Raw genomic sequence first — 12,965 nt, forward strand, 5'->3', positions numbered from 1 at the left:
GTTGGATAGCCAGCGAGCCCTTTCCCCGTTGGCTATTTTTTTGCTGCGAGGTCGTGGATTTGGTCGACTACGTGGCAGAATCGTTCGAAAGAAACCGGCTTGTTCAGCACGGCAAAGGCCATATCGGTGGTTTGGGCGGGCAGGTAAGCCGGGGGGTAGGCCGTCACGAGCACAACCCAGAGCATCCGGTCGTTGAAGTCGGCAAGGGCCGTCCAGTCGTGGGCGGTGTAAACCGGTAATTCTACATCCATAAAGACCACGTTAATGGCCGGGTTGGCCATCAGGTGGTCGTACACATCGAGCAGGTTGGTGCAGACCCCCGCAAGCTCAATGCCGCTCAGCCGTTCTACATACGACTGAATCAGTTCACGAGCCAGGGGCTCATCGTCGGCAATGAGGCAATACAAAGGCATAGTGTGAACAGAAAAGCCCGCCGACAAGGGCCAATGACCTTGCCGGCGGGTAAGTTTATTTACTCGGCCTGCAGAGCGGCTTTGGTTTTCGTTGCGTTGCAGCTGTTGCTGCCGCAGCTGGCTACGTAGCACTCCTCGTCGGCACCGTCAGTCGACTCATCGACCCCACCGGCAATTTGCGAGAGCTCCTGCTCATCGAGGTTACCAATCGTTTCTTTGTCCAATGCGAGCGGAGATACAGTTGACTTTTTCATGTTGATTGATTTGGATTTTGAAGGTGAAACACTGAGGGGTTTATGGTTTTTTGCTTGTGGCTTACGGTTCTGTACAACTCCAGTTTTTTAACATGAGCCCTACCAAACCATAAACTTCAAACCCTAAACCAAAAACTTTAAGCGGCTTATTCAGCCTCGATGGCCACTTTGGTTTTGGTGCCGTTACAGCTACCGCTGTTGCAGCTTGCGACCCAGCACTCTTCCTGGCTGCCCGACTCGTCGGAGCCACCGGCAATTTGTGAGAGCTCCTGCTCGTCGAGGTTGCCAATTGTTTCTTTGTCAAGGGCAAGCGGAGATACAGCTGACTTTTTCATGAGGTTTGTTTTGGATTGTTAAGGTGAAACACTGGCATATAATAACCCCGGTCAGCCTACAGATACAGGCCTGAATACTGTTGCGTCGCGGGTGATATTATCGGGGAAAGAAGGGCTCCGTCAGTCGTCGGTTTCGGCCAGAAACTCATCAATCGATGAGGTAAATACCGGATTGCCGGTATCATTGGCTTCGGCTTCCTGGAGCTTACTCAAAAACTGGTTGCCACCCACTACATCGGCCAGTTGGTTCGCATCCAGCGACTCGATGTGGTTTATTTCGAGGAGGGAGCCTCGGGTGCGGGTGAAGCTGCGAAAAAGCCCACTCAGGTTCATGGCTGATTAGGGTTGAGCGTTGAACTTGACGTGCGTGATAATGATGGTTGTGAATGCCGAGCGGTTACGGTCGTCGGTGGTAGCCTGGGGGTGATCCAGCAGGGTAAGGGTTGATTTTTGGAGTTCGAGGGGCGAAAGAGAGAGTTTGTTTTTCATGACTGTTTGGGGTTTGCGTTTGGTTGACGATTCAAAATTGGGATGGCATTCAGGGTAGACCAATTTTTTTCGATGAACAAGGGTACCTTTTCGACAAAATTCAAATATGACCAGACTAATTAGTTTTCGTCGATTGTCGAAGGGCGTGGAATCGGCTCGGGCTGGGTGGTGGGGGCGGGGTGCAAAACCAGCTGAACGACAAACTGTTCGGGATGCGACTCGATCCGTAGGGAGTGCCGACCGGGGTATAGAATTGACAGCCGACGCCGGGCATTTTCGATGCCGATACCGCCATCACGCCGGGCTGCGGTCGGTTTCATCAGGTCGCTATGGGCCGGAATACTATTGGCAATCCAGAAAGTAATGGCGTTGGGGGTCAGGTTCAGGCGAATGTGTACGCTACCTTGTTTTAGTTCGTTCTTGACCCCATGCTTGAACGCATTTTCGACGAACACAATAAGTAGCAAGGGCGGAATGACATGCGGGCTTGGGTCGCCTTCGACCTCAAACGTCAGGTCGATACGGGAGCCCAGCCGGGTTTGTTCGATGTAGAAATAATTTTGCAGAAAATCGATTTCGTCCTGTAGTGGCATCTGCGGCAAATCGGTGTTGTACAAGGCGTACCGCATCAGGTCTGATAGCCGCAGGATCAGGTCGGGGGCCCGGTCCGATTTTTTGATACTGAGTGAATACAGGCTGTTGAGCGTGTTGAAAAAGAAGTGTGGGTTTACCTGCGCCTTCAGGAAGTTGAGCTCCAGGTTCAGGTTTTCCTGGGCAATACGCATATTGTCCTGTTCCAGAATCAAATTTCGGTTGGCGTACCGGACGGCCTCTTTCGACAGTTTGATTACGTAACACAGCGACTGGGGGTTGATAACCTGATAAAAAATAAACCCATTTAACCAGTTTTGGGCATAAAATGACTCGAAGCCAGCCCCGCTTCGTTTAAAAATAAGTTGCCAGAATGCCCGCGATTCGGGCAGGAGTTTGTACTGGAGAATCAGGTAATCGTGCAGGTAGGTAAAGACAATGTTGCCGTTTACAAGCACGGCCAGCAGCAGGGGGAGCGTACCTACTTTGTACGTACTGGGTACGCGGTTCCACCAGAACAAGAGGCTGTAATACACCAGTATGTTATACCCGACGTGTTTGCTTGCCTCTACCCAGGCGTAGGCCGGTTTGGCACCCGGATGCAAATCGCGGAATAGCCAAAGCTGAATGACCAGCTCGGTGATCCAGAACACCAAATGATACAAAGGCCGCCACCGTCGATAGCGCGGGCTATCGAACAAAAAATCATTGACCCATTGCTGCACGTTCTGGCGTAGGGGCATGGCGCGGGCGGGTTAGTTAATCGGCTTGATCACTTCCATCAGGGCGTCGCGGTATTGCTGACCAATTTGGAGCTGCACCCCATTGACCATTTCGAGCAGGTTGCCGTTGATAGCCTTGATGGCGGCAATCCGGGCAATGTACGAACGCTGTACGCGCACAAACTCATCGGCCGGCAGGAGTTCTTCCATTTTTTTCATGGTCGCGTGGGTAATGATAGTCCGGCTGGTAGTAATAATTTTTACGTAATCGCGGAGGCCCTCCACCCAGATAATGTCGGCAAAAAACACCTGCACCACCTTCGCGTTTTCGCGCACAAAAATAAAGTTGGGCCGGGCCGCTACCGGGGTCGGCTCGGGGCGGTCGGTGGGTTCGGCGAGGGCTGGGGCCGGCCGCATATGGTCGCGCACCTTGTTAACGGCCTTCAGAAACCGGTCGAACGCAATGGGTTTGAGCAGGTAATCGGTGGCGCTGAGGTTAAATCCGTCGATGGCGTACGTAGGGTAAGCCGTTGTAAAAATGATGTATGGGATTTTCTGCAACGACCGCACCATCTCGATACCCGTGAGCTGGGGCATCTCAATGTCGGTAAATACGATGTCGACGGGATGCCCATTCAGAAAGTCGATGGCATCGAAGGCATTAGAGGCTTTATGCACCAATTGAAGAAAGGGGACCCGAGCAATGTGGGCTTCCAGAATGTCCTGAGCAAGTTCTTCATCATCAACAATCAGGCATCGTATTGGTTGGGGCATATCAGACTCAGATGGCGGTTTTACCGGTGTTAAAATTAGGTTGGTATTACCTCACCCACGTTTGCAAGCCTTCTATCCGGGGTCAATTGCATCGGTTGATCAACAGGGAATTAACCGGCGATCAGAACACGGAAAGAAAGTTTCAGACCCTTTCCGTTGCGAACCGAAGGGGCAGAGGTGAGATAAATAGCGTCGATAAAAGTAAAAAATAATCGGTAAAGAGGCATCAACAAACACATGAGAAAATGTTCGATGTGTCGGCCGGCCTATTTTGTCGAAATGAGAATGGGGTTTGTCGAAAAATATTGACCGCGTACGGTCGTCGGGGCAGCTTTGGGTCAAAAAAGGACGAATAAGCATGAAAGCAATCTTGACGACCGTAGTTTGCCTGTTGGCCGCCCTGCCGGCCTGGGCACAGGGCAAAGTGAGCGGCCTGATTCTGGAAAAGCCGCAAAGCCCGGCATCGTTTGCGACGGTGGTACTGGTCGCTGTTGCCGACTCGGCGCAGGTGAAGGCCAGATTGACCGACGAAAATGGCGTATTTACCCTCGACGGCATCCCCGACGGAACCTACTGCCTGCGAATTAGTTACATGGGTTTTCTGCCCAAAACGACCGAGGCTTTCACGCTGAACGGAGCCACACCCGTACGGGACCTGGGAAGCATTCAGCTCACCGAAAACGTGAAGGTTTTGTCGGAAGTGGTGGTAAAAAGCCAGAAACCCCTGCTGGAGCGTAAATCGGACCGGCTCGTGATGAACCTGGCCAACAGCCCTATCTCGCTCGGCCGCAATGCGAGTGAGTTGCTGGGGGTGATGCCGCTCGTTGCCGTGGGGCCCGACGGCGGCATCTCGCTCCGGGGCAAATCGGGGGTGCTGGTGCTGATCGATGGTCGGCCGCAACAGGGTGGTTTGCAGGCGATTCTGGAGGCTATGCCCGCCGACGATATTGCCCGGATCGAGGTGATTACAAACCCCTCGGCCCGGTACGACGCATCGGCAACGGGCGGTGTCATCAATATCATCACCCGACAAAGCGAAAAGCGCGGACTGACCGGCTCAACCCGCCTAACGGCTTCGCAGGGTTTCCGGCCGCAGCTACACACGCTCGGCGGCACCATGACCTACCGAGCCCAAAAGCTGAGCCTGCTGGGCCAGTACTTCTACGCCAACCGGCAGCTGTATAATGACGAAACCGGCTACCGGGCGTTCCGTAACGACCCGCTCGCCCTGATCGACGATAACACGCAGACGCGCGGCCGGGTGGTGTCGCACAATCTCCGGCTCAACGCCGACTGGCAGGTGGCCAAAAATCACCTCCTGAGCTTCACGGGAAGCCGAAATCTCTCCGACACCCGGCGCGACATGAACACGACAACCGGCTTCGTGAACACAAATAATATCACCGACTCTACGTACCGCACCGATGCGATCTGGGACATCAACCGGCGCACCGACAACTACAGCATCATGTACCGGGGTACCCTCGATTCGGTAGGCCGCGAGCTGACCGTGATTGGTACCTACACACCCTTTGCGTCGAGTACCGATCAGTCGTTTGGTATCAATGTGCTCGACCGGCGCAACGAACTCCGTGGGCCACGTCAGTTTCTGCGGTCGTTCAACCCGGTGTCCATCAACATTACGGTGGCTCAGGCCGATTACAGCCATCCCACGCGCGGTAACTGGTCGTTTGTGTCGGGGCTGAAACGGGTGCGGGTGGCTACTAACAACACACTCCGGCAGGAAACGCTCATTGACGGTACCTGGCGTTTCAATCCGGCCATCAGCAACCAGATGGCCTACGAAGAAAACGTCACGGCCGGCTACCTGATGTCGTCGCTCAAGGCCAAGGCCGTTACTATGCAGCTCGGGATGCGCGCCGAACACACCCTGGCCGATGTGCGGGGCCTGCGGTCGTTCAATTACCTGAGCTGGTTCCCGAGTGTGTTTCTGCAAAAAGAGGTGGCCACCGGTCGGCAGCTTTCGCTTTCGTACAGCCGCCGGATTACGCGCCCGGCCTACGACGATATGGTGCCGTTTTACCGGCTTTACGACCGGTTTACGGCTTCGGAAGGCAACCCGCTGCTACGCCCGCAATTCGACGATGTGGTGGAGCTGAACTACTCGCTCGGCGGGGTGAATATGCTGCTTGGCTATACCTACATTCAGGATTTTATGTCATGGACTCCCCGGCAAGACGTGGCCACCCGCACCACGGTCTATGCTCAGCGCAACCTCGACCGCGTAAACCGGCTGAACTTCGCCCTATCGAACTCGCACTCACCCCTGAAATGGTGGCAACTCTCGTACTCGGGCTGGGTCAACTACGACCGTGTGGAGGCCAACGCGCTGCCGGGTGTGCCCAGTTACAACGCCCGACAGCTGTACGGCGGGCTGAACCTGTCGAGCCTGTTTACGTTGCCGAACGACTGGAAAGCTGAGCTGACTGCCAATTACTACACGCCCGGCCGGACCGGTGTGTATAGTGAGCAGAGCATCCACATGATAAACTTCGGTGTAACCCGGCCGGTCATGGCGGGACGCGGGACGCTCAAACTCTGGGCCAACGACATTACCCGGGGCAACGTGTTCCGTACGACGATCAACTACCCGACGGTTGAGATTTTCAGCCGCACGTACAGCGACAGTCGGCGGGTGGGGCTTACGCTTCTGTACAACTTCGGCAAGAAAACCGTGGATCAGCTGAACGAGAAGAAGCTGGGGAATGAGTCGGAGACAGGCCGATTGTAAACGGATAAAAAGTTGGCACGCGGATAAAAAAGTTGGTACGCGGATGACACGGATTTAGCCGATCAACACGGATCAGATAAATCCTTTTCAATCCGCGCCCTCAGCGTCGTTCGCGTGCCAACTTTTCAATTCGTGTCCCATCCAAAAGAAACCCTTCAATACGCATGAAGCCGATAAACAAAACTCCCATTACCGAGCAAATTGAGCGCATTGCCAATGAGTTGCCCCAATACGAGTCGTGGTTGCAAACGTCCAGTTACGATCAGGGGTTGTTTGGCCTGAGCCTGTTCTACTGCTTTTACGCCCGCTACACTGGCGACGATAGCCACTACGCAACGGCCGAGGTACACTTCGACAAGGCGCTTGAAATGGTTGGGCCGGGGAGCTATGTCAAGCGGTTCCGGCAAGACTTTATCGGGAATGACATCATGATGCTCGGCCGGTATATCGAGTACTCGAAACGCCACGGGTTTCTGGACATCGACACGAACGAATTCCTCAAACAGGCCGACGAGGTAGTAGCCGATACCGTTCGGCGGAGAACCCGTTTCGGCGACCTCGATCTCTTTGGCGGGGCCATGATGGGGGGGCATTACTTCCACGCCCGGCTGGCCTCGACTCCCTCAGCCCGGGAAATCTTAGCCGAACTGGTTGAAGAGGTGGACCGGCTGGCGCAGTACGACCACGCGGGCGGAGCGTTCTGGAAAGCACCGACGCTGCAAAACCGGGTGTATTTCGGGCTGTCGCACGGCTCGGCCATGATTCTGAGTTTTCTGGCCCGGATGCACGAGTTGGGTATCCGGGCCGAAACCTGTCGGCGGTTGCTGCGGGCGGGTGTGCAGTTTGTGCTGGCGCACCGGCGCACACAACCCCTGGGGCTGTTTCCGATCATGGTAGACGATGAGGTGGAGCCGAAGCAGTTTTCGCAATGTTACGGCGACCTCGGTACGGGCTACGGGTTGTTTCGGGCGTCGCAGATTCTGACCGATCAGGCCGACTTACAGCAACAGACCCGCGCCGTGCTGGCCGATTGCTGCAACCGGACCGTAGCCGACGGTTGCACCTTCGATGCGTCGATTACCTACGGGGCCGCCGGCCTGGCGGGGGTGTTTGATAAGTTGTACCGCCTGAGCAACGACCCCATGTTTGCGGCTGCCGCCAACAACTGGTACGCCAGTATCATGAAGTACGCTAAACCGACGGGCCCCTTTGGCGGGTTCGATAGCTTCTTCGACGAAGACAAAACCTCCTACATGCGGGTGTCGTGGGGGTGGGGCATGATCGGGATTGGCATTGCGCTGATGCAGTATCAGGACAATACCCTGCCGCCTTTCGACGGCCTCAACATGACTATTTAACCGACCCTACACCGGCCGACCGGGGCCGGACATCCACTATTCCTCTTTCGTTATGGCTTTCCCACATTTCCGACAACTCGACATGATGGACTGCGGGCCTACCTGCCTGCGGATGATTGCGAAGTATTACGGCCGCAATTTCAGTCTCGACTCGCTCCGTGAAAAATCCCGCATCAGCCGGGCCGGGGTATCGTTGCTGGGCATCAGCAAAGCCGCCGAATCGCTGGGCTTTCGAACGCTGGGCGGGCGGGTGAGCTTCGAAAAGCTCGAAGAAGGCGTCATGCTCCCCTGCGTGGCCCACTGGGACAAGAACCATTTTGTGGTGGTCCACAAGATCACGAAGAAAAAAGTCCACGTGGCCGACCCCGCCAAGTCGCTCATGACGTACTCGCGCGATGAGTTTCTGAACCATTGGGCGAGTACGCAGCAAAACGGGGTGAAAGAGGGTGTAGTGCTCCTGCTTGAGCCAACAACCAATTTTTACGAGCAGTCCGACGAGGTAGGCTCTACGCTGGGCATCGGTCAATTGCTCAAATACCTCATGCAGTACCGGTCGCTGCTGGTGCAGTTGCTGGTGGGCATGGTGGCCGGCAGTGTGTTGCAACTCCTGTTCCCGTTTCTGACGAAGGCCATTGTGGATGTGGGCGTGAGCAACAACGACATCCATTTTATCTACCTTGTCTTGTTCGGGCAGCTGTTTTTGTCGGTGGGCGAAACAGCCATTGAGTTCGTGCGGGGGTGGATTCTGCTCCACATCAGCGCACGGGTAAACATCTCGATTTTGTCCGATTTTCTGGTCAAGCTGCTCAAGTTGCCCCTGTCGTTTTTTGATACCAAAATGACGGGCGACATTCTGCAACGCATCAACGATCACAAGCGCATTGAAGGGTTTTTGACCAATACCACCCTTAGCACCTTGTTTTCGTTTATTCATTTGCTGGTGTTTGGGGCTATTCTGGCGTACTATAACCTGACCATAGCGGGGGTGTTTGCCTTGGGGAGTGCTTTGTACGCGGCCTGGATTGTCTTGTTTTTGAATAAGCGTAAGCAGTTGGATTACAAACGGTTCGAAGTGTCGGCGCGGAATCAGAGCAACATTATCCAGTTTATCACGGGCGTGCACGAAATCAAACTGAGCGACTGCGGCACCCAGAAACTGTGGGAGTGGGAAAAGATTCAGGCCCGGCTATTCAAGCTGAACGTGAAGAGCCTGTCGTTGAGTCAGAATCAGCAGGTGGGGGCGTTTTTTATCAATCAGGGAAAAAACATCTTCATCATCTTTTTGGCGGCCAAAGGCGTGGTGGAGGGCCACATTACCCTCGGCGAAATGCTGGCGATTCAGTATATCACCGGCCAGATGAACGGCCCCGTAGAGCAGCTCATTAGCTTTTTGCGGGTAGCGCAGGATGCCAAAATCAGCATCGAACGGCTCAACGACATTCACGGGATTGAGGAGGAGGAGGCCCCCTCGAAACACCTCACCAATCACCTGCCCGATCATCAGGATATTTGTTTCGACAAGGTCTCCTTCACCTATCCCGGTGCGGGTAATGAGCCCGTTCTGCGGGAGTTGAGTCTGCGTATTCCGCAGGGCAAAACAACCGCCATTGTGGGCAGTAGCGGCAGCGGTAAAACCACGCTGATTAAGCTCTTGCTCCGCATTTACGACCCCGACTCAGGGCAGATTCGGATCGGGAGCAACCACAATCTGAAAAGTATCAGCCATCAGTTCTGGCGCTCTAAATGCGGGGTGGTGATGCAGGAGGGCTTTATTTTCTCCGACACCATCGCCAAAAACATCGCCATTGCCGACGAGCAACCCGATATAAAACGCCTGAACGAAGCCGCCCGCGTGGCCAACCTGTACGAGTTTATCGAGAACTCGCCCCTGGGCTACAACACCAAAATTGGGGCCGAGGGGAACGGCATCAGCCAGGGCCAACGACAGCGGATTCTGATTGCACGGGCGGTCTACAAAAACCCGGATATCATCTTTTTCGACGAAGCCACGAGCGCCCTCGACGCCAACAACGAGCGGGTCATCATGGAGAATCTGAACAAGTTTTGCCAGGGCCGCACCGTGGTGGTTGTAGCCCACAGGCTGAGTACGGTTAAACACGCCGATCAGATTATTGTGCTCGAACGTGGCCGGATTGTGGAGCAGGCCAGTCATGCCGAACTGGTGTCGCAGCGCGGCCGCTACTATGAGCTTATCAAAAACCAACTCGAACTCGGGAATTAAGTCATGACCACGACACACTGCGCTACCGAAACCCTCGCCGACCTGACCGAGCGATTCCCCGAGTTTCCGTCGGCTGAGCAGGCCCCCAAACCCGTACACGACGACCGCAAACTCTGGACGCTGTTTGTGGACAAAGAGATGACAGCTCTGATGCCCGCCGACGAATACAGCCGGGCTAAGGCCGTGACTACCTACTTTTTTCGGGCTGTTGATCAGCTGAAAACCAGACAGATGGAGTCGGTCGGGGCGTTGCTGCGGCAAGGGGTCGAGGCATTGCAAACGCTCACACACCCGTACGCGCACCTCTACGCCCGGCAGTTCCAGTTGTCGGCCGATGCGTTGTATGCCTACAAGGAAGGGCGGTACGATTTGGCCTTTGCCCAGACCGTGGAGTGCGTCGGCCTCAACGACTATCTGGTGCGGCTGGGTTGCCCGTCTATGCTGTTCAGGAGTCTGGAACAAAACATAAACCTGTGTCTGGTCTACAGCCGACAGGGTAATGTGGCCGCTGAACGACGGATGCTCAATGGCCTGATTCGGTACCTCTTGTTGGGTGAGACAGATTCGGCCCTGTTCGGAACGGCGTTTGCCGATAGCGTGCCCCAGCTCCGGTCGGGGTACCTGGCGTTTGTGGCCGAGGGGTGTCTCAAAACCTACGTGGCAACAGCCGCCGGTATGCTGATTCGGACGGCCGGCGCCAACCCCGAAGCCGAAGCGGGTCATTTTGAGGAACTGCTGGGCAATATCGGGGAGTTTGCCGCACCGAGCCTGGAGCGGGTAGTGCTGTATAACTGGCTGTACCTGAAGCGGGTGTATTTCAGAGGTGCGTTTGATCAGTTTGCGCAGGAGGTGGCCGAATTTCTGGCCGAGCCCTACGAGCGCCGGTTCGACGTGCTAAAATTCTCACTCTGCCAGAACCTGCTGTTCGGTCTGCAATCCCGTAGTATCCGGGCCCCTCTGCTCGAAGCGCGTATTCAGACGTATATCCACACCAAACTTTCGTACAAACCGGGTCAATCTAATTTCCTATTGCCGGGTCAAACCGGTCAGAACCAGCTCGCTTAGCCATGTACCTTGATGCACTTCGCCAACAGTTGACCGCGCCCCGTGGGGCCGACCAACCCGACGCCATCGACCTGCTCGATGAAGCGGCCCTGCAACAGATTCGCGGGGGCGACAAAGAGTTTACACCCATGGGACCCGAAGCCGAATCGCTCCACGAGCTCTGGCAAATGCCCCGGTTTTTGGTGCAACTGGGGTAATGAGTGAATGAGCGATTGAGTGAATGGCCGAGGGCAAGTGTCCGGGCTTCGCCCGCTCAATCGTACTCTCATTAAACCCCACCCCCAGCCCCTCCCCGTTAGGGAGGGGGGAGTCACCTGAGTGAAGAACCTTTTTCCAATCAGGGAGGGGGAGTTAATCCCAGCCACTCCTCGTCAGAGACGGGAAAGTTCCCGGCGTCAAGAGCCATTCACTGAAGGGTGAGGGGGAGTGTCGGCGTTAAAAGTCCCCTCCCTAACGGGGAGGGGGTTGGGGGTGGGGTCGACGACCCTAAACCACTTCAAATACAAGGTGCCATGTAATTCAATCACTCATTAGCTATGCCCAAAAAGAAGCCGTTTTTTCTGAAACCTAAAGACGACGAGACGCGTAAAAAGACGCTCGACAGTCTTAAAGAGGCCGGTATCGACATGACCACCGACAAAATTTTTGGCGGCTGGAAAGAGTCCGGTAAGCTCCGTATCGACGATACCGACCCGCTGAGCACAGCCTCCCGTTAACCCATTGTTTGCCATGAAACCAACCGACGCCCCCGTGCCCGCGCCTACCTTTTGCCAGACGGCCATTCTGAAAGTGGCCAGTTTGTGTAATCTGAACTGTAGCTATTGCTACATGTACAATCTGGGCGATACCACCTACCGGCGTCAACCTAAATTCATGGCTGACGATACCGTTGCCTGGCTCTTGCAACGGGTGCAGACCCACTGCCAACAGCACGGCTTGCGGCAGTTTCGGTTTATCTTTCACGGGGGGGAACCCCTGCTGGCCCCGCCCCAGTTTTATGAACGCTTTGTGGCGCAGGCCCGGCTTCAACTGACTGGGGTGAGGGTGTATTTCTCCGTACAATCCAACGGAACGTTGCTGACCGATGCCTGGTGTGAATTGCTCGGTCGGTTGCGTATCGACCTGAGCATCAGTGTCGACGGGACCCCCGATGCTCACGATCAGTTTCGGCGCGACCATCAGGGCCGGGGCTCGTACGAAGCCGTTCGGCGGGGAATTGAGCTGGCCCGGCGGTCGGCTCACCTGCTGGCCCCGCCCGCCCTGATGAGCGTGATCAACGTGCAGGCCGATCCGGTGGCGGTGTACGAGCACCTCGCCGATCTGGGAATGCCATATCTCGACTTTGCCCTGCCCGACGCCCACCACGGCCTGTTACCCACTGGTTTACACCATTGGCGCGATATGGACCGGGCCCCGTTTGCCGATTGGCTTATCCGACTGTTTGACCGGTGGATGGATGACCGGCCTGTGCGCGTCTCGATCCGGCTCTTTGACCAGATTATGGGATTGGTACTGGGCATCGACAACGGGTTTGAGTACTTCGGGGGGCGGCACAACGAGTTTCTGATTATCGAAACCGATGGCTCCATTGAACCTGTGGGTACGCTCAAAGCCTGTGGGGATGGCTTTACCAAAGTGGGGGCCAATGTGCGCACCCACGACTTCGACGAGGCTTTGGCCGTGCCTCTGATTCAGCTGTACCACCTGAGTCACCATCAGCTTGCGGCCGCGTGCCGGGCCTGCCGGGTGGTGGAGGTATGCGGAGGTGGATTTTTGCCGCATCGGTACAGCCCGGAACGGGGTTTCGACAACCCCTCGGTGTACTGCCACGACCTTCAGCGGCTTATTGTCCACATTCAGAACCGGCTGCTCGACGCCCTGCCTGCACCCGCCCGTCGGGCTACGGGCTTGCGTCGGTTGCGGTTCGAAAGCCTCTATCCGCAGCGCCCGGTTTTACACTAACTCACTCG

The 12,965-nt window shown here is 55.7% G+C and carries 14 protein-coding genes; 7 read left to right on the forward strand and 7 right to left on the reverse strand.

Annotated elements, in window-relative coordinates; all coding sequences use genetic code 11:
* Positions 1 to 32: 32 nt before the first annotated feature.
* The 7 genes from F5984_RS21960 to F5984_RS21985 all read right to left on the reverse strand — a co-directional run bounded on the left by F5984_RS21960 (position 33) and on the right by F5984_RS21985 (position 3,578).
* The gene (locus F5984_RS21960) at positions 33 to 413 is read right to left on the reverse strand and encodes a LytR/AlgR family response regulator transcription factor (protein WP_152126372.1); all 381 of its coding nucleotides are present in this window, start codon (positions 411 to 413) and stop codon (positions 33 to 35) included.
* A gap of 59 nt (positions 414 to 472) precedes the next feature.
* The gene (locus tag F5984_RS21965; RefSeq protein ID WP_019991146.1) at positions 473 to 667 is read right to left on the reverse strand and encodes a class I lanthipeptide; all 195 of its coding nucleotides are present in this window, start codon (positions 665 to 667) and stop codon (positions 473 to 475) included.
* 146 nt (positions 668 to 813) lie between these two features.
* A complete protein-coding gene (locus F5984_RS21970) occupies positions 814 to 1,002 on the reverse strand; it encodes a class I lanthipeptide (RefSeq protein WP_019991145.1) in 189 nt (62 codons plus the stop codon).
* A 120-nt stretch (positions 1,003 to 1,122) separates the two neighbouring features.
* Entirely contained in the window at positions 1,123 to 1,335 is a 213-nt protein-coding gene (locus tag F5984_RS21975; RefSeq protein ID WP_152126373.1) for a hypothetical protein, read from the reverse strand.
* A 6-nt stretch (positions 1,336 to 1,341) separates the two neighbouring features.
* Positions 1,342 to 1,491: a hypothetical protein gene (locus tag F5984_RS26615; protein WP_185155611.1), complete on the reverse strand. Its 150-nt coding sequence runs from the start codon at positions 1,489 to 1,491 to the stop codon at positions 1,342 to 1,344.
* A gap of 119 nt (positions 1,492 to 1,610) precedes the next feature.
* Complete coding sequence (locus F5984_RS21980; protein WP_152126374.1) at positions 1,611 to 2,825, reverse strand: sensor histidine kinase; 1,215 nt, start codon at positions 2,823 to 2,825, stop codon at positions 1,611 to 1,613.
* Positions 2,826 to 2,837: 12 nt separating this feature from the next.
* Positions 2,838 to 3,578 (reverse strand): LytR/AlgR family response regulator transcription factor, encoded by a 741-nt coding sequence (locus F5984_RS21985; protein WP_152126375.1) that lies wholly within the window; start codon positions 3,576 to 3,578, stop codon positions 2,838 to 2,840.
* 358 nt (positions 3,579 to 3,936) lie between these two features.
* On the opposite strand from F5984_RS21985, the gene F5984_RS21990 reads away from it, so the two are divergent.
* The 7 genes from F5984_RS21990 to F5984_RS22020 all read left to right on the forward strand — a co-directional run bounded on the left by F5984_RS21990 (position 3,937) and on the right by F5984_RS22020 (position 12,957).
* Positions 3,937 to 6,330 carry an outer membrane beta-barrel protein gene (locus F5984_RS21990; protein WP_152126376.1) on the forward strand — a complete coding sequence of 798 codons (2,394 nt, stop codon included), beginning with the start codon at positions 3,937 to 3,939 and terminating at the stop codon, positions 6,328 to 6,330.
* A 164-nt stretch (positions 6,331 to 6,494) separates the two neighbouring features.
* Positions 6,495 to 7,688 (forward strand): lanthionine synthetase LanC family protein, encoded by a 1,194-nt coding sequence (locus F5984_RS21995; RefSeq protein WP_152126377.1) that lies wholly within the window; start codon positions 6,495 to 6,497, stop codon positions 7,686 to 7,688.
* 52 nt (positions 7,689 to 7,740) lie between these two features.
* Complete coding sequence (locus F5984_RS22000; RefSeq protein ID WP_152126378.1) at positions 7,741 to 9,930, forward strand: peptidase domain-containing ABC transporter; 2,190 nt, start codon at positions 7,741 to 7,743, stop codon at positions 9,928 to 9,930.
* A 3-nt stretch (positions 9,931 to 9,933) separates the two neighbouring features.
* Complete coding sequence (locus F5984_RS22005) at positions 9,934 to 10,995, forward strand: hypothetical protein (protein WP_152126379.1); 1,062 nt, start codon at positions 9,934 to 9,936, stop codon at positions 10,993 to 10,995.
* A gap of 2 nt (positions 10,996 to 10,997) precedes the next feature.
* Positions 10,998 to 11,192, forward strand: a complete 195-nt coding sequence (locus F5984_RS22010) for a hypothetical protein (protein WP_152126380.1) — start codon at positions 10,998 to 11,000, stop codon at positions 11,190 to 11,192.
* 339 nt (positions 11,193 to 11,531) lie between these two features.
* Positions 11,532 to 11,711 carry a hypothetical protein gene (locus F5984_RS22015; RefSeq protein ID WP_152126381.1) on the forward strand — a complete coding sequence of 60 codons (180 nt, stop codon included), beginning with the start codon at positions 11,532 to 11,534 and terminating at the stop codon, positions 11,709 to 11,711.
* Positions 11,712 to 11,724: 13 nt separating this feature from the next.
* Positions 11,725 to 12,957, forward strand: coding sequence for a radical SAM protein (locus tag F5984_RS22020; RefSeq protein WP_152126382.1), 1,233 nt, complete (start codon positions 11,725 to 11,727; stop codon positions 12,955 to 12,957).
* Positions 12,958 to 12,965: the final 8 nt, after the last annotated feature.

Source organism: Rudanella paleaurantiibacter (genome assembly GCF_009184635.1).
GTDB classification, from domain to species: domain Bacteria; phylum Bacteroidota; class Bacteroidia; order Cytophagales; family Spirosomataceae; genus Rudanella; species Rudanella paleaurantiibacter.